16 protein-coding genes are annotated in these 15,793 nt (G+C 61.6%); 8 read left to right on the forward strand and 8 right to left on the reverse strand.

The window, feature by feature from the left end; all coding sequences use genetic code 11:
• Positions 1-8 precede the first annotated feature (8 nt).
• The gene (locus tag GGD57_RS10550; protein ID WP_184469441.1) at positions 9-1,289 is read right to left on the reverse strand and encodes a cytochrome b; all 1,281 of its coding nucleotides are present in this window, start codon (positions 1,287-1,289) and stop codon (positions 9-11) included.
• 14 nt (positions 1,290-1,303) lie between these two features.
• On the reverse strand, positions 1,304-1,882 hold the full coding sequence (gene petA / locus GGD57_RS10555) for a ubiquinol-cytochrome c reductase iron-sulfur subunit (RefSeq protein WP_184469443.1): 579 nt from the start codon (positions 1,880-1,882) through the stop codon (positions 1,304-1,306).
• 285 nt (positions 1,883-2,167) lie between these two features.
• Here petA and GGD57_RS10560 point away from each other — a divergent pair, with 285 nt between their 5' ends.
• On the forward strand, positions 2,168-3,100 hold the full coding sequence (locus GGD57_RS10560) for an endonuclease/exonuclease/phosphatase family protein (protein ID WP_184469445.1): 933 nt from the start codon (positions 2,168-2,170) through the stop codon (positions 3,098-3,100).
• Here the strand turns inward: GGD57_RS10560 and GGD57_RS10565 are convergent.
• Positions 3,056-4,969 (reverse strand): ABC transporter ATP-binding protein, encoded by a 1,914-nt coding sequence (locus GGD57_RS10565; protein ID WP_184469447.1) that lies wholly within the window; start codon positions 4,967-4,969, stop codon positions 3,056-3,058. The two genes, GGD57_RS10560 and GGD57_RS10565, sit on opposite strands and share 45 nt — an antisense overlap.
• 161 nt (positions 4,970-5,130) lie before the next feature.
• On the opposite strand from GGD57_RS10565, the gene GGD57_RS10570 reads away from it, so the two are divergent.
• Positions 5,131-5,361, forward strand: coding sequence for a CopG family ribbon-helix-helix protein (locus GGD57_RS10570; RefSeq protein ID WP_010065514.1), 231 nt, complete (start codon positions 5,131-5,133; stop codon positions 5,359-5,361).
• Between the two features lie 101 nt (positions 5,362-5,462).
• On the opposite strand, the gene GGD57_RS10575 is transcribed toward GGD57_RS10570, so the two are convergent.
• Positions 5,463-7,319 carry an ABC transporter ATP-binding protein gene (locus tag GGD57_RS10575; RefSeq protein WP_085739010.1) on the reverse strand — a complete coding sequence of 619 codons (1,857 nt, stop codon included), beginning with the start codon at positions 7,317-7,319 and terminating at the stop codon, positions 5,463-5,465.
• A 391-nt stretch (positions 7,320-7,710) separates the two neighbouring features.
• Here GGD57_RS10575 and GGD57_RS10580 point away from each other — a divergent pair, with 391 nt between their 5' ends.
• Together GGD57_RS10580 and GGD57_RS10585 are read left to right on the forward strand one after the other, a co-directional pair.
• Positions 7,711-8,172, forward strand: coding sequence for a tRNA (cytidine(34)-2'-O)-methyltransferase (locus GGD57_RS10580; protein WP_184469449.1), 462 nt, complete (start codon positions 7,711-7,713; stop codon positions 8,170-8,172).
• 191 nt (positions 8,173-8,363) lie between these two features.
• Positions 8,364-10,010, forward strand: a complete 1,647-nt coding sequence (locus tag GGD57_RS10585; protein WP_184469451.1) for a Na/Pi cotransporter family protein — start codon at positions 8,364-8,366, stop codon at positions 10,008-10,010.
• Positions 10,011-10,013: 3 nt separating this feature from the next.
• Here GGD57_RS10585 and GGD57_RS10590 read toward each other — a convergent pair whose 3' ends face one another.
• The gene (locus tag GGD57_RS10590; protein ID WP_184469453.1) at positions 10,014-10,274 is read right to left on the reverse strand and encodes a hypothetical protein; all 261 of its coding nucleotides are present in this window, start codon (positions 10,272-10,274) and stop codon (positions 10,014-10,016) included.
• Between the two features lie 175 nt (positions 10,275-10,449).
• Between GGD57_RS10590 and hemF the strand changes: the two genes are divergently transcribed.
• From hemF to GGD57_RS10605, 3 genes are all read left to right on the forward strand, one after another.
• Positions 10,450-11,361, forward strand: a complete 912-nt coding sequence (hemF, locus tag GGD57_RS10595) for an oxygen-dependent coproporphyrinogen oxidase (RefSeq protein ID WP_184469455.1) — start codon at positions 10,450-10,452, stop codon at positions 11,359-11,361.
• Between the two features lie 103 nt (positions 11,362-11,464).
• Positions 11,465-11,734, forward strand: a complete 270-nt coding sequence (locus GGD57_RS10600) for a hypothetical protein (protein WP_064840017.1) — start codon at positions 11,465-11,467, stop codon at positions 11,732-11,734.
• 112 nt (positions 11,735-11,846) lie between these two features.
• Positions 11,847-12,032 carry a DUF1059 domain-containing protein gene (locus GGD57_RS10605; protein WP_184469458.1) on the forward strand — a complete coding sequence of 62 codons (186 nt, stop codon included), beginning with the start codon at positions 11,847-11,849 and terminating at the stop codon, positions 12,030-12,032.
• 70 nt (positions 12,033-12,102) lie between these two features.
• Here GGD57_RS10605 and GGD57_RS10610 read toward each other — a convergent pair whose 3' ends face one another.
• The 3 genes from GGD57_RS10610 to GGD57_RS10620 are packed head-to-tail and all read right to left on the reverse strand — an operon-like array spanning position 12,103 to position 14,623.
• Positions 12,103-13,356, reverse strand: a complete 1,254-nt coding sequence (locus GGD57_RS10610) for a CCA tRNA nucleotidyltransferase (protein ID WP_184469460.1) — start codon at positions 13,354-13,356, stop codon at positions 12,103-12,105.
• Positions 13,353-14,003, reverse strand: a complete 651-nt coding sequence (locus tag GGD57_RS10615) for a CoA pyrophosphatase (RefSeq protein WP_184469462.1) — start codon at positions 14,001-14,003, stop codon at positions 13,353-13,355. The genes GGD57_RS10610 and GGD57_RS10615 overlap by 4 nt, the downstream gene beginning before the upstream one ends.
• Positions 14,000-14,623, reverse strand: a complete 624-nt coding sequence (locus tag GGD57_RS10620; RefSeq protein WP_184469464.1) for a DUF1285 domain-containing protein — start codon at positions 14,621-14,623, stop codon at positions 14,000-14,002. The genes GGD57_RS10615 and GGD57_RS10620 overlap by 4 nt, the downstream gene beginning before the upstream one ends.
• Before the next feature lie 158 nt (positions 14,624-14,781).
• Between GGD57_RS10620 and GGD57_RS10625 the strand changes: the two genes are divergently transcribed.
• On the forward strand, positions 14,782-15,792 hold the full coding sequence (locus GGD57_RS10625) for an AAA family ATPase (protein ID WP_088681904.1): 1,011 nt from the start codon (positions 14,782-14,784) through the stop codon (positions 15,790-15,792).
• Position 15,793 lies beyond the last annotated feature (1 nt).

Genomic DNA, 15,793 nt, shown 5'->3' on the forward strand with positions numbered 1-15,793 from the left:
TCGCTCGCTTACGCATTGGCCGCCGCACCGGCGGCTGCTGTCTTGTTGCGCTTTTCGAGCACCGCTTCGGTGATCGAGTTCGGGATGCGGCGCGGCGTTTCCACCAGGCCGAGAACTGGCATCGCGACCAGGAAGAAAGCGAAGTAGAGCAGCGTGCAGATCTGCGAGATCGTCGTGAACAAGCCTTCCGCCGGCTGCGAGCCGAGCCAGCCGAGGATGATCGCATTGATCACGAACAGCCAGTAGAACAGCTTGTACCAGGGACGGTAGACGGCCGAGCGAACCTTGGAGGTGTCGAGCCAAGGCAGGAAAAACAGCACGATGATCGCACCGAACATCACCAGCACGCCGCCGAGCTTGGAATCGATCGGACCGACATTGAAGGTGATCGAACGCAGCATCGCGTAGAACGGCAGGAAGTACCATTCCGGAACGATGTGGGCGGGCGTCTTCAACGGGTCGGCCGGAATGTAGTTGTCGGCGTGGCCCAGGAAGTTCGGCAGGTAGAAGACGAAATAGGCGTAGACCAGCAGGAAGATCGAGACGCCGAACGCATCCTTCATCGTCGCATAGGGCGTGAAGCGCACAGTGTCGGTCTTCGTCTTGACCTCGACGCCCGTCGGGTTGGTCTGGCCGGTGACATGCAGCGCCCAGATATGCAGGACGACGACGCCGGCGATCATGAAGGGCAGCAGGTAATGCAGCGAGAAGAAGCGGTTCAGCGTCGGCTGATCGACGGCAAAGCCGCCGAGCAGGAACTGCTGGATCCATTCGCCGACCAGCGGGAAGGCCGAGAAGAAGCCGGTGATGACGGTCGCGCCCCAGAAGGACATCTGCCCCCAGGGCAGAACATAGCCCATGAAGCCGGTCGCCATCATCAGCAGGTAGATGACGACGCCGAGGATCCAGAGGATTTCGCGCGGCGCCTTGTAGGAACCGTAGTAGAGGCCGCGGGCGATGTGCAGGTAAACGGCGACGAAGAAGAACGAGGCGCCGTTGGCATGCATGTAGCGCAGCAGCCAGCCGTGGTTGACGTCGCGCATGATCTTTTCAACGGAGTTGAAAGCCAGCGTCGTGTCGGCGGCATAATGCATGGCGAGCGTGACGCCCGTCAGGATCTGCACGATCAGCATGACAGCGAGCATAGCGCCGAAAGTATAGGCATAATTCAGGTTTCTGGGAACCGGATAGGCGATGAAGCTGTCATAGACCATGCGCGGCAAAGGCAGGCGCGCATCGACCCATTTCTCAAGGCCGGTTGACGGCTCGTAGCTGGAATGGCCACTCATTAATCAGTCTCCCCTCAACCGATCTTGATTTTGGTATCGGATATAAATGAAAAGGTCGGAATCGCCAGGTTCTGCGGCGCAGGACCCTTACGGATGCGGCCGGCCGTATCGTAGACCGAGCCATGGCAGGGACAGAACCAACCATTGTATTCGCCGGCCTGACCGAGCGGAACGCAACCGAGATGGGTGCAGGTACCGATCATGACGATCCAGTTTTCCTTGTCCTTGCCGCCGGAACGATCGACACCGGTTGCCTGAGCATCGGCAGGAAGGTTCGCATTGCGCGCGATCGGATCCTTGAGGTCCGCCAGCGGAACGTCGGCGGCGGCCTTCACTTCCTCGGGCGTACGGTTGCGGATGAAGATCGGCTTGCCGCGCCACTTGACCGTCAACGACATGCCGGGCTCGAGGCTCGCAACATCGACTTCGATAGAGGCGAGTGCCAGTGTCGATGCATCCGGGCGCATCTGGTCGATGAACGGCCAGGCAACCGAAACGGCGCCGACAGCGCCCGCCATACCAGTGGTGAGATAAAGGAAATCACGGCGAGTAGGCTCTGTCGAAGCCTCGCTTGTCGTTACGTGTTCGCTCACGGCCTAACCATCCTCTGCGCAATTATTGCGGAATTCCGCCCTGCCCCCTCTGCCGGCGAATCGATCTGGACACAATTCGGCCATAGATTCCCCGGCAATCCGGCGCGTTCTAAGCTTGATCGCAAATTATGTCCAGCCTTGGCAAGGGGACGAGGGCACAATGTCGCGGGAATTTCCGAGGATTTTTTTAAGGCAAACACAAGCTTGCCATTATGCTGCATTGCAACAAAAGGGCCGCCATGATAGGCGCGATGGCAGCCACGCCAGCGAGCCGGACCGGAACGAATGAGAGACACGATTTTTTGCGTATTCAGCGTTCTCACGACGCTCGTCCTCGCTGTCGTCTCGCTGCGCTACGTCAGAGATTTCTATCTGCTTTCCTTCTTTTACAGCTTCCAGGTCCATCTGGCGGTGGCCGCAGCGGCAGCGTCTATCGCAGCCCTTCTCGTCAAGCGGCACTGGTATGGGGTGCTGACACTTAGCCTATCCGTGGTCCTTGCCGTCCATGGCGTCATGATGATGCGCGAATTCGCCGAGCCCGCTGTCGAAGAAAACCGCTCGGCCCTCTTCAAGCTGATGTCCTTCAATATCGAGAACGATAATTTCGCGAACGGCGCCGCAATCGCCGACATGGCCATCGCCTCCGGCGCCGATGTCGTCAACATCCTGGAAGCCGAACCGGTTTTGTCGGAACTACCGCGGCTCTTGAAGACCTATCCCTATTACATCGGCTGCGGTGTCGGCATGCAGGAATGCGATACGCTGGTGCTGTCGAAGCGTCCGCTGATCGAACCCCGCATCCGCAACCTCGGCCTGCTCTGGCGCAACCGGTTGACGATATCGACCATCGACTTCGATGGTCAGAAGGTCAACTTCCTCGCGGCGCACCTCACCAAACCCTATTATGACGAATTCCACGGCCTGGAGATCTGGGATCTCGCGGAGATCATCCCTTCCCTGCCGGGGCCGCTCGTGCTTGCCGGTGATTTCAATACGTCGATCCTGGCGCCCGACGTGCAGTGGCTCATGCGCGGCCAGGGCCTCGGAACGGTATCGCTGGAGCCGGCGACATGGCCGATTAGGGCAGGCGCCTTCGGCATTCCGATCGATCACGTCTTCAGCAAAGCGCCGCTGCGGCTGAAATCGGTCCGCCGCATCCAGGACAGTTTCGGTTCAAATCATTTTGGCCTGATGGCGGAATTCGTCGTCGATCCCTGAGTTCTGATCGTCGTCCGCCGCCAGGAAACCGCCGGACTGACGCGCCCAGAGCTCGGCATAAAGCCCGCCGCGGCGAAGCAGTTCGTCGTGGCTGCCCTCCTCGATGATCCGGCCGAGATCGACGACGATCAACCGGTCGAGTGCGGCAATCGTCGACAGCCGGTGGGCGATGGCAAGCACGGTCTTGCCCTCCATGATCCGATGAAGATTGGACTGGATCGCTTCTTCCACTTCCGAATCGAGCGCCGACGTCGCTTCGTCGAGAACGAGGATCGGCGCATCCTTCAGCATGACCCGGGCAATGGCGATGCGCTGGCGCTGGCCGCCCGACAGTTTGACGCCGCGTTCGCCGACATGCGCATCGAAACCTTTGCGGCCTTGCTGATCCTGCAGGCGCTCGATGAAATCGATGGCTTCGGCGCGCCTGGCTGCTTCGACCAGCCGCTCCTCGCCGGCATCCGGACGTCCGAACAGGATATTGTCGCGCACCGAACGATGCAGCAGCGACGTGTCCTGGCTGACGACGCCGATCTGCATCCTGAGAGTTTCCTGTGTCACGGCCGATATATCCTGGCCGTCGACGAGGATGCGGCCGTCCTGAATATCGTAGAGGCGCAGCAAGAGGTTCATCAGCGTCGATTTCCCGGCACCGGAACGGCCGACGATCCCGACCTTTTCGCCCGGGCGGATGGTGAGCGAGAAATTTTCGACGACCGGCCGGTGATCCTTGCCGTAGCGGAAGGAAATATTGTCGAAACGAATGCCCGGCTGCCGGATCACCAAGCTCTTCGCATCGGCCCGATCGACGAGCCCCAGCGGCTGGGAGATCAGCTCGGCGGCATTCTGGATGGTGCCGAGATTGCGCATGATGCCGTTGAACTGCGTCATCATCCGTCCGAGCAGGAAATTCAGCCGGAGCACCAGCGCCAGCGAGAAGGCCACCGCCCCGGAGCTGACCAGGCCGCGCAGCCAGAGATCGACGCTCAGCCCCGCCATGGTGACGATCATCAGGCCGGAAAGCAGCGCCATCGAAGCCCGGACACCGGTGATGAACCGGGTAAAGCGCAGCACCGTATCCTGATAGATGTCGAAGCCCTGCCGCATATAGCGGTCGCTCTCCTCATCGCGGGCAAACAGCTTCAGCGTCTGCATGTTGCTGTAGGAATCGACCATCCGGCCGTTCAGCATCGATGCGGCTTCCGCCGTTTCGCGCGAATGATGGCGGATCCGTGGAACGAAGTGGCGGGCAAGCAGGGCGAAGGCGCCAAGCCAGAACAGCACGACGGCGGCGAGGGAAAAGTCCAGCCGGGCGACGAGCGCGAGCGTCGTGACGGCATAAATGCCGACGAACCAGACGCTTTCCATCAGCGAAGTCACGAGATCGCCGGTCGCCTGCCCTGCCGACCAGACCTTGGTGACGATGCGTCCGGAGAAATCGCTCTGGAAGAACGACAAAGACTGCCGGGAGACATGGAGATAGGATTGCCAACGTGCTAGATTATAAAAACCAGGCGTGATCACCTGCTGGTCCACAAGCGCGATCAGGAAGGCGACGACGAAGCGCACGATCCCGATGAGAGCGAGCATGCCGAACAGCTCGCCGCCATGGGCTGCGAGAAGACCGCTCCAGCCGGTGCCGGGCGTGATGCTGCCGAGGATATCGACCAGCCGCCCGACGAACCAGAAGAGCGCCGCCTCGATCGCCGCCGACATGCCGCCGAGAACGAGCATGGCGATGAAGGGCATCTTCGCCTGGCCGATATAGAACCAGATGAATCCGAGCGTCGAGCGCGGAGGCTGAAGATCGGCGCGCGGACGAAACGGATCGATCCAAGTCTCGAACAGGCGTAGGATAGGGCTTAAGATCATGGAAGCGATATAGGCGGATTAGGAGGACCGGCAAAGAGAATGAAATGCCGAGAAACCTTATATTTTTGTAATGATCGATAACATCGGCGGCATCGCTATTGATTGCCCCCGAACCGGTCACAATCTGACACTACGATGGCGCTTCACCGGAGATAAGTTTCATGGAAACGAAAATGCTCGATGCGCATATTCCGCTTCCGCTTGCAGAGAGGCTCGACGCCCTCGCCATCGACCTGGCGCTGCCGCGCGACGAGATCGTCACCGAGGCCCTTGCCGCCTGGCTCGACCAGGAAGAGCGCCGCCGCATCGTGGCGCTGCGCACGATCGCAGCCGCCAACACCATTGTTATCGTCGAACATGACCGGGTGATCGACTGGGCCGACAGCCTTTGAACGCATAAGAGGCAGACGCGCGTAGATCTTTCGGCAACCCTCCGGCAAATTCAGAGCCACCTTAAGAACCTCCCCACTTTCGCAGGGAGGGCCTTTTCATCTCATTCCGCCGCCTCTTCCGCTTCCTCGGCGTGATCGGAGAGGAAGCCGCCGGATTGACGGTTCCAGAGGTCGGCGTAGATGCCGCCATTTTCGATCAGTTCGCCGTGCGAGCCGGCCTCGATGATCCGCCCCTTGTCGAGCACGATCAGCCGGTCCATCTCCGTCAGCGTCGAAAGCCGGTGAGCGATCGCGATCACCGTCTTGCCCTCCATCAGGGCGAAGAGGTTTTCCTGGATCGCCGCCTCGACTTCCGAGTCGAGCGCCGAGGTTGCCTCGTCGAGCACCAGGATCGGCGCGTCCTTCAGGAAGACGCGGGCAATCGCGATGCGCTGCCGCTGGCCGCCGGAGAGCTTGACGCCGCGTTCGCCGACTTGCGCGTCGAGCCCTTCGCGCCCCTGCATGTCGACGAGCCCCTCGATGAACTCCCAGGCATTGGCGCGTTTGGCGGCCTCGATCACCTCGGCATCGGTCGCCTCCGGCCGGCCATAGGCGATGTTGTCGCGGATCGAGCGGTGCAGCAGCGAGGTGTCCTGCGTCACCACGCCGATCAGCGAGCGCAGGCTTTCCTGCGAGACGCCTGAAATATCCTGCCCGTCGATCGTGATGCGGCCGCCCTCCAGATCGTAGAAGCGTAAGAGCAGGTTCATCAGCGTCGTCTTGCCGGCGCCCGAGCGCCCGACGAGACCGACCTTCTCGCCCGCCTTGATGTCGAGCGACAGATTGTCGATGACACCCTTGCTCTTGCCGTAGTGGAACCGGATTCGCTCGTAGTGGATCGCGCCCTTCTTCGCCGTCAGGACAGGAGCGCCCGGCTTGTCGACGATGTCGTGCTGCTTGCTCATCATCTCCATGCCGTCATAGACCGTGCCGATATTCTCGAACAGCGCCGAGACTTCCCACATGATCCATTGCGACATGCCGTTGACGCGCATGGCAAGACCGATGGCAATGGCGATCGCACCGACCGAGATCGCCCCGTTCAGCCAGAACCAGATCGACAGGCCCGAGACGACGAAAAGCGCGACGCAGTTGTTCAGGTAGACGCTGATGTGGAAGAGCGTCACCTTGCGCATCTGCTTGTGCACGGTCTGCAGGAACTCGTCCATGCCCTCCTTGGCGTAGACCTCCTCGCGGCCGGCATGCGAGAAAAGCTTGACGGTGGCGATGTTGGTGTAGCTGTCGACCACGCGCCCCGTCATCATCGAGCGCGCATCCGCCTGCGTCGCCGCGATCTTGCGAAGCCGCGGCACGAAATAAGAGACGATGCCGATATAAACGGCGAGCCAGACGAGGATCGGGATCATCAGCCGCCAGTCGGCCGCCGCAATGACGATGATCATCGTCAGGAAATAGCTGACGACATAGACGAAGACGTCGAGGATCTTCATCACCGTTTCGCGCACGGCAAGCGAGGTCTGCATCACCTTTGTCGCGACACGCCCGGCAAACTCGTTGGCGAAGAACGTCATGCTGTGACGCAGCAGGAAGCGGTGCATCTGCCAACGGGCGCTCATCGGATAATTGCCGAGCAGCATCTGGTGCATGATGAGGGAATCGAGGCCGGCGGCCAGCGGCAAGCCGACCAGCACCAACGCCGCCATCCAGAAAAGCTTGTGGCCCTCCGTCTGCAGGAAGGTGGCGCGGTCGGCATTGGTCAGCCAGTCGACGATATCGCCGAGAAACTGGAAGAGCGCCACTTCGCCGACGGCGATCGAGGCTGTCAGCATGGCCATCAGGCAGAGCCAGGGTGCAGCCGGCTTGCTGTAGTGCCAGCAAAAGGCAAAGAGGCCCTTCGGCGGAGCGACGGGCTCCTCGCTCGGAAAGGGATTGAGTCGCTGTTCGAACCAGCCAAACATGAAATTGCTCCGAAACGTCAGCGTTTCGGCTCCCGGCTTCGCGCCATCCCGGCGCCATGCAAGCACATATGGGAACCGAACGTTCAAGGGGCGAGGCTGAAACAGCCGCACAATGGATCAAGAAGGGGATTTCAGGAAGAAATGCGCACTAGCGGCGCCATGTCGCCTTGATCGGCATCACGGCGGGAAAGCGCATATGGAGCAAAATATTCATGTCGGCCCTCCCTGCTGGCGATTGAAGACGTGCATGGATACCGCGAAAACCGCGAAATTTCCAGCCCCCCAATGGCGTAAATTGAACATCTCGGGACCAAAATGGCCCCCGTTGCTCCGAAACGACAGTTGGATTACGCCTCTCGCGTCGAAACGAAAATTAAAAAGGCGGCGCGTCATGACGAACCTAAGACTGGCACTCTACCAGCCGGATATTCCCGGCAACACAGGCACGATCCTGCGCCTTGCCGCCTGCCTCGGCTTCGCGGTCGATCTGATCGAGCCCGCCGGTTTCGACGTCTCCGACCGCAATTTGAAACGCGCCGGCATGGATTATATCGCCGCCGCTGCGCTGACCCGCCATGTCAGCTGGGACCGCTTCGAGGCATGGCGTCTCACCACCGGTCGTCGCCTGATCCTCGCTTCGACCAGAGCCGCTGATCGCTACACCGACCTTGTCTTCCGCCCCGACGATATCCTGCTTTTCGGCCGCGAAAGCGCCGGCGTGCCCGATCCGGTGCATGAAACCGCAGACGCCCGCATCCTGATCCCGATGGTCGAAGGCCAGCGCTCGATCAATGTCGCCGTCTCGGCCGCAATGATCGTCGGCGAGGCGATGCGCCAGACCGTCTGGGCCTGATCGACACCACCTTGGCGGAACGGCCGACCTCCATGTGTCGCAAAATGACGTTGTCAATCCGTCAAACGGGTCTATATTTATTAGCCGAGCAATTAAAAGAATCACATTGCTTCCATGATTTCAACAGCTTCGGAAGGCAAAAGCCGGACATGCGCGTCTCCAGGCCTACGAAAGAAGAATAAAAACAACAAATGGACTCCACAATCATCATGATCAACCTGTTCGGCGCCGTGGCTCTGCTGCTGTTCGGCCTCGCGCAGGTGAAGGATGGCGTGTCCAGGGCTTTCGGCGCCCGCCTGAGAACGGGGCTGGCAAGCGGCACCCGCGGCGGCCTTCGTTCTTTTTTGTCAGGCCTCGTCGCAACCGTCGCGCTGCAGAGTTCCACGGCAACGGCGCTGATGACCGCATCCTTCGTCGAGCGTGATCTGATCAAGCCGCGCATGGCGCAGATCGTCCTGCTTGGCGCCAATGTCGGCACCGCGATCACCGCCTGGATCGTCGCGACCGGCATCGAATGGCTCTCTCCCCTCTTGATCCTGGCCGGCATCGTGCTTTACCGCCGCCGCTCCAGCGCAAGTCAGGGCGGCGGCGCAGCGCTGATCGGCATCGGGCTGATGCTGCTGTCGCTGCACCTTCTCGGCCTCGCGACCGAACCGATGCGCGCTTCTCCGGCTCTCGCAGCCTTCATCGGACTGTTGGATGGCGCCCTGCCGGTGGCGCTGCTCTTCTCGGCAGCCCTCGCCTTCCTGTCCTCCTCGAGCCTCGCAGTGGTGGTACTGATCCTGTCGCTCGCATCGGCCGGCCTCATCTCCCCCGAACTCGTCATCGTGCTCGTGCTCGGCGCCAATCTTGGCGGCGCGATACCGCCTGTCATTGCGACTTTCTCCGGCCCGGTTTCGGCCCGACGCGTCACCCTCGGCAATCTCATAGTGCGCACCATCGGCTGCATCCTCGCCCTGCCGCTCGCAGGCTATGGGGCGGAGCTCATCCAGATGCTGCCTTTCGGGCCCGCCAAGCTGCCGGTCGATGCACATCTGGCCTTCAACCTTCTGCTCGCAGCACTCGCCTGGCCCTTCTCACGGTCGCTCGCCACCCTGATGGTGCGGCTGGTGCCGGATCAACCCGAGCCTGACAACGCCCCGAAATATCTGGATGCGCAGGAGCTTTCGACGCCCGTCATTGCCCTTGCCAGCGCCACCCGCGAAGTGCTCGGCATAGGCGATCTCGTCGAACGCATGCTGATCCGGGTTTCCGAAGCCTTCGAGCAGAATGATGCCTCCAAGCTAACCGAGATCACAGCTCTCGAAGAGCGCGTCGATCGGCTGCAGCAAGCTGTGAAAGTCTATCTCTCGAAGCTCGGCCGCGAGGGGCTCAGTGACGAAAACGCTCGCCGCTCGATCGTCGTCATCGATTATGCGATCAATCTCGAACATATGGGCGATATCATCGAAAAAGGCCTCTTGGAGCAGGTGGCCAAAAAGATCTCCCTCGGGCTCAAATTTTCCGACGACGGTCACCAGGAGCTGCGCAAGCTGTTCGATCTGACGATTGACAATCTGCGTGTCGCCCAGACGATCTTCGTCACCCGCGATTTCAATCTCGCGCGGCAGATGATGGAGGTGAAGGTCGAGGTCCGCCGGATGGAAAAACAGTCGGCCGAGCATCATCTCGAACGCCTGCGAGACGGGCGCGCCGACAGCCTGCAGACCAGTTCGCTGCATCTCGACATGCTGCGCGACCTCAAACGCATCAACGCCCACATCGTCTCTGTGGCGCATCCGATCATGGATGAAAGCGGCCTGCTGATCGAAAGCCGGGTGCGGCCCGCAGCAGAGTAACGGTCAGTCGGCCGAAGGCAGGCGGCGCATGGTGAATTCGATGTGGTCGCCGTCGAGCTGGCGCCAGCTTTCCACCTCCGTCCAATAAGCCGCTTTCGGATATTCGTCGAACCATTCGCGCGCCTTGGCGCGGGCATCGATGAGGGCGAGGCAATATGTCTGACGGACGAAATGGTCTTTCTTGCGGGGAGGATTTTCCGCCCGGTGTCTTGCCATTCTGCGCTTCAGGCCGTCGAAGGACGGAGGTCCTGGAATTTTTGCCATCAAACCTACCTCTTGTGAAAAGGTAATATCGAAATCCTTGATTTGCGAGTCGAATCTTGGCTGCACCCACCCGTACCGCCGGCTTGGCGAGATGCGGCGCCACCTGCTAAACCGAACCTGCAATCAAGAATGAGCGAGTCGTGTCCTGAAAGGGACCGGTCGCTGGAGGCGTGACATGGAAAGACCGGAACTGCCGATCGGCCTGCCTGAGGACATCGAAGAGAAGAAGGCGGCTGCCCGCAACTGGTTCGAGGGATTGCGCGATACGATCTGCGCCTCCTTCGAGGCAATCGAGGATGAACTGGAAGGGCCGCTCTCCGACCAGGAACCCGGCCGCTTCGTCGCCAAGGACTGGTCGCGCGAAAACGGCGCCGGCGGCGGCGGCCGGATGTCGATGATGGAAGGCCGCGTCTTCGAAAAGGTCGGCGTCCACACCTCCACCGTCCATGGCGAGTTCTCGCCGGACTTTCGCGGCCAGATACCCGGCGCCAAGGATGATCCGCGTTTCTGGGCCTCGGGCATTTCGCTGATCGCCCATCCTGTCAACCCAAATGTTCCCGCAGTGCATATGAATACGCGCATGGTGGTCACATCGAGCCGCTGGTTCGGCGGGGGAGCCGACCTGACGCCGGTGCTGTCGCGCCGCCGCACACAGGAGGACGAGGACAGTCAGCTCTTCCACAAGGCCATGGAGATTGCCTGCCGCAACCACGCCGTCGCCGATTACGATGCCTACAAGGCCTGGTGCGACGACTATTTCTTCCTGAAGCATCGCAACGAGGCGCGCGGCATCGGCGGCATCTTCTATGACTGGCTGCATTCGAGCGAGGAAGCCGGCGGCTGGGACGCCGATTTCGCCTTCACGCGCGATGTCGGCAGGGCCTTCGCCATGGTCTACCCGAAGATCGCCCGCTCCAACTTCAACAAGCTGTGGACGGAGGCCGACCGCGACGAACAATTGATCCGCCGGGGCCGTTACGTCGAATTCAATCTGTTGTATGATCGCGGTACCATCTTCGGCCTGAAGACCGGCGGCAACGTCGAATCCATTCTCTCGTCATTGCCCCCCGTCGTCCGCTGGCCATGAGACTGTGATATCTCATCGATAAATTCGAGGTGATAGACCTTCAAGAAAAATCAGTGCGTCCTAACTTTATATGTATGTGCGTAACAATCGGAGGAGGATTGTCATGACGATACAAAGTGGCTCGCCTGCGTCCACGGATGTCCAGGAAACATCCCGTACGATCGACACATCCGAGTTTTTGACGCGCATCGCCGAGAAGCTACGGGCCAAGAGCGGCTCGGATCTGCCATTGTCCTGCTTCATCGAGCAGGTCAAGCTGCAACTGGCCGGCGGAAAATCGCCGGAACAGCTGCAGAACGAAGCAGCAGCCGCCAACAGCAACATGCCCGGCCAGCTTTCGGATACCTACAAAGCTTGGGCGATGCCCGACTGAAAGACCTTCTCCGGTCGACACCTCATGCCGGCCGGAACCTTCTCTTCCTCCGCACATTCATCAATCGCGTGAAAGCGCGAGAGCCGTTGCGTTCCAGACAGAGGAGAAAACCATGCGACTTTTCGAATGCGGCACGCTCGTTCCCGGCTGCGCCTGGCACACCCGGGCGGATAATGACGCAGAAGTGGTCCGCCGCGCCGTCGAGCACCTGAAGGCCGCTCACGGCGAAACGACCATACGCGAAAACATGGTTGACAACATCAAGGCACGCATCCGCGACGAGGCCAGCGCCGCCTGAGAGCCGGTGCCCACGTCCTGGCGGCAACGACTATGACAGCGTCGCATCCACCGGATGCGACGCATGATCCCTATTGGATGCGTTCCTGCAGCCGGGCGAGCAGCGCTGGCCGGTCGGAGGTGAAATTCTCCTCCACCCACTGATGTTCCAGCGCCGCCAGCAGTTCGCCGACGCGCGGGCCGGATGCGATGCCCGCCGCAATCACATCGCCGCCATTCAGAGGAAATTGCGGCTTCCTCCAGTTCGTGGCCTGATCCAGGAGCTTGCCGAGCCGCGCCGAGCGCGCCATTTCGGCAAGATCGCCCTCGGCCTTGCCGCGCGCCACGCCGAGCGCCAGCTTCAGCCGCATCGTGATGCCATCCGGGCCGTTGCGGTAGAGCAGCCGCTCGAAGGCGGCCGGCGATATCTCGTCGTTGACCGGCGCCGCTTTCGCCCAGGCCGTCAGAGTGGCCGCTTCCGCATTCGAGAGCTTCAGCCGGGCAGCAAGAGCCTCCAGCCGCGCCGCATCGGGCGGCACGATCGCCGCAAGGCGCAGCAGCGGATCGGGCGTCCAGCCGAGCGCCTTCTCGGTTGCGACCAACGAAGGGATCGCATCGATCCCCCATCGTTCCGATTCCGGCAGGATTTCCGTCAGCACCGCCACCTGCCGCATCCAGAGCAGCGCCCGGCCGGGATCGCCGGCACCGAGCAGCTTCCGAAGCTCCGACCAGACGCGCTCGGCCGAGAGCGTCTTCAGTTTCGAACGCGCCGCCGCACAGGCCTTCAGACCCTCCGCATCCGGCCGTCCGGAACCGTAATAGGCGAAGAAGCGGAAGAAGCGCAGGATGCGCAGATGGTCTTCGGCGATACGCCTCGTCGCATCGCCGATGAAGCGTATGTTGCGCGTCTCGATGTCCGCCAGCCCGCCGACGAGATCCACCACCTCGCCCTTGGCATCGGCATAGAGCGCGTTGATCGTCAGGTCGCGCCGTTCGGCATCGGCCTTCCAATCGGTGCTGAAGGCGACCTTGGCGCGGCGTCCGTCGGTCTCGACGTCAGTGCGCAGCGTCGTCACCTCGAAGGGCTTGCCGTCGATGACGAGCGTCACCGTGCCGTGTTGCAGCCCTGTCGGCACCGCCTTGATGCCGGCCACTGCTGCCCGCTCCATGACGATTTCGGGCGTCAGCGTCGTGGCAATGTCGATATCGCTGACCGGCAGGCCCATCAGGCTGTTGCGCACCGCGCCGCCGACGACACGTCCTTCCCCCTCATCGGTATTGAGAAGTGCCAGGACCCGGGCGAGCGCCGGATCACGGAACCATGCCTGGTCGGCAATGCCGGTCATGCATAAAGCCTTTCATAGAGCGTGCGGACGATGCCGGCGGTGATGCCCCAGATCATTCTGGTTTCATAGGGCATGCGGTAGAAATGCCGGTCGATGCCGTCGATGACGCGCCTGTCGCGGTTGTGATTGGCCGGGTTCATCAGGAAGGAAAGCGGCACCTCGAACACGTCGTCCACCTCGGCCGGGTTCAGCGTCAGCGCGAAACCCCGCTTGACGACGCCGAGCACGGGCGTGATGCGGAAGCCGGTCGAAGCGAGGTAATTCGGCAGCCTGCCGACCGTCTCGACGTAGGAACCGGGCAGGCCGATTTCCTCCTCCGTCTCGCGGATCGCCGCCATTTCGGGCGAGATATCGGCCGGATCGATCGAACCGCCGGGAAAGGCGATCTGGCCGGAATGTTTGCGCAGCGTCGCCGTGCGCTTGGTGAAGATCACACGCGCTTCCTCGCCGTCGTCGACGACAGGCACGAGCACGGCGGCATCGCGCAGCTTGAAGGTCGCGACCTCCTCCACGATATCGGGATTGAGGATATGGTCACCGTGATCGCGCCAGGCATGGTCGACAGGCCCGCCATTCTGATTGAGCGCACGGCGGCGGAATTCAGCTGCTGAAAACAGCGGATAACGTTGGGTGATCGCATCGTTCATCGGGAAAGCGCATCCAGTTCGTCGGCCGGCATGACGGGGAAGACCTCGCCGGCGGAGCGGACCGCAAACATCGGTCGCCCCTCCACGTCGAGCGTCTCGCCGAGTGCCGCCAGTTCATACATCACCGCACGCGACACCAGCGCCTCCAGCCGCCCGCGCACGTGCAGATAGGGTTTCAGTTCGGCATTGCCGCCGGCAATGGCAAAGCGCAGCCGATGTTCTCCTCCCGCCTCCACGACATCGCCGACATTGGTGCGGAACGTCAGCACCTGATCACCCTCCCGCATCGTCACGCTCATCTCCACCGCGACGAACGGCGCGTCGACGACCCTGATCCCGACCTTTTCCACAGGAGTTACGAGATAGGTCTTTTCGTCCTCATCCTTTCTCAAAACCGTCGAAAACAGCCGCACCAGCGCCGGCCGGCCGATCGGCGTGCCCATGTAGAACCAGGTGCCGTCGGCTCTGATCTCCATGTCGATGTCGCCGCAGAAAGGCGGATTCCACCGCTCGACCGGCGGCAACCCGCGTTTTTTACCGCTATTTTCGGCAGACGCGCGCGAAATCAGCGCGGCAAGCCCCGCTGCATCCGCCTGTCCGCTGATTTCTTCGGCTGCCATTCTTCCGTCCCGGTTTGTCCTTAACGAAGTGAAGTCACGAGATAGTCATTCGTAACGAACTTGTCAGCCCGTCGCATCTCCATAACTCTATCGAGTATGAGGCAGATGTATAAGTCCGCCGATTCGCTGCCGAATGATTTCAGCCGTTGGAGATGCCCATGGGTATGATGAAGACCGAAGCCAGCCTCGATGAAAAGGCGATCGTCGCCGCCGCCGAGAAGGCGCTCTCCGATATCGCCGCCATCCGCGGAGAAGTCTCGAAGGTGATCTTCGGTCAGGAAAGCGTCGTTGAGAACACCATTCTCGCCGTGCTCTCCGGCGGCCATGCCCTGCTCGTCGGCGTCCCCGGCCTTGCCAAGACCAGGCTGGTGACGACGCTCGGCGAAGTGCTCGGCCTTGCCGCCAACCGCATCCAGTTCACACCCGACCTGATGCCTTCGGATATTCTCGGCTCCGAAGTGATGGACCAGGACGACACCGGCCGCCGCTCCTTCCGTTTCGTCAAGGGCCCGGTCTTCGCCCAGCTGCTGATGGCCGACGAGATCAACCGCGCCTCGCCGCGCACCCAGTCGGCGCTTCTGCAATCCATGCAGGAGTATCATATCACCATCGCCGGCCAGCGCTACGACCTTCCGGCCCCCTTCCATGTGCTCGCCACCCAGAACCCGCTGGAGCAGGAAGGCACCTATCCCCTGCCGGAAGCCCAGCTCGACCGCTTCCTGCTGCAGGTCGACGTCAACTATCCCGAGCTCGCCGCCGAGCGCCAGATCCTGCTCGAAACCACGGGCCTCGGCGAAACCCGGCCGGAAGCCATCATCGATGCGCAGCGGCTGATCGAGATCCAGACCCTCGTCCGCCAGATGCCGGTGAGCGAAACGGTCGTCGACGCCATCCTTTCCCTTGTGCGCTCCGCCCGCCCCGGGCAGGGCAATGCCTCGACCGACAAGAACGTCGCCTGGGGTCCAGGCCCGCGCGCCGGCCAGGCGATGATGCTCTGCGCCCGCGCCCGCGCGCTCTATGAAGGCCGCCTCGCCCCGTCTCTCGACGATATCTTCGCGCTCGCCGAACCCATTCTCCAGCATCGCATGGCGCTGACCTTCGCCGCCCGCGCCGAAGGCATGTCGGTGCGCGACGTCATCGCCGGACTGGTCAAGCAGGCAAAGGGATAAG

Origin of the sequence: Rhizobium esperanzae (assembly GCF_014197615.1) — a bacterium.
Lineage (GTDB): Bacteria > Pseudomonadota > Alphaproteobacteria > Rhizobiales > Rhizobiaceae > Rhizobium > Rhizobium esperanzae_A.

Coding starts and splice junctions, on each gene's coding strand:
- GGD57_RS10550 (WP_184469441.1), bottom strand. CDS start 1,289: ATGAGTGGCCATTCCAGCTACGAGCCGTCAACCGGCCTTGAGAAATGG.
- GGD57_RS10560 (WP_184469445.1), top strand. CDS start 2,168: ATGAGAGACACGATTTTTTGCGTATTCAGCGTTCTCACGACGCTCGTC.
- GGD57_RS10565 (WP_184469447.1), bottom strand. CDS start 4,969: ATGATCTTAAGCCCTATCCTACGCCTGTTCGAGACTTGGATCGATCCG.
- GGD57_RS10570 (WP_010065514.1), top strand. CDS start 5,131: ATGGAAACGAAAATGCTCGATGCGCATATTCCGCTTCCGCTTGCAGAG.
- GGD57_RS10575 (WP_085739010.1), bottom strand. CDS start 7,319: ATGTTTGGCTGGTTCGAACAGCGACTCAATCCCTTTCCGAGCGAGGAG.
- GGD57_RS10580 (WP_184469449.1), top strand. CDS start 7,711: ATGACGAACCTAAGACTGGCACTCTACCAGCCGGATATTCCCGGCAAC.
- GGD57_RS10585 (WP_184469451.1), top strand. CDS start 8,364: ATGGACTCCACAATCATCATGATCAACCTGTTCGGCGCCGTGGCTCTG.
- GGD57_RS10590 (WP_184469453.1), bottom strand. CDS start 10,274: ATGGCAAAAATTCCAGGACCTCCGTCCTTCGACGGCCTGAAGCGCAGA.
- hemF (WP_184469455.1), top strand. CDS start 10,450: ATGGAAAGACCGGAACTGCCGATCGGCCTGCCTGAGGACATCGAAGAG.
- GGD57_RS10600 (WP_064840017.1), top strand. CDS start 11,465: ATGACGATACAAAGTGGCTCGCCTGCGTCCACGGATGTCCAGGAAACA.
- GGD57_RS10605 (WP_184469458.1), top strand. CDS start 11,847: ATGCGACTTTTCGAATGCGGCACGCTCGTTCCCGGCTGCGCCTGGCAC.
- GGD57_RS10610 (WP_184469460.1), bottom strand. CDS start 13,356: ATGACCGGCATTGCCGACCAGGCATGGTTCCGTGATCCGGCGCTCGCC.
- GGD57_RS10615 (WP_184469462.1), bottom strand. CDS start 14,003: ATGAACGATGCGATCACCCAACGTTATCCGCTGTTTTCAGCAGCTGAA.
- GGD57_RS10620 (WP_184469464.1), bottom strand. CDS start 14,623: ATGGCAGCCGAAGAAATCAGCGGACAGGCGGATGCAGCGGGGCTTGCC.
- GGD57_RS10625 (WP_088681904.1), top strand. CDS start 14,782: ATGGGTATGATGAAGACCGAAGCCAGCCTCGATGAAAAGGCGATCGTC.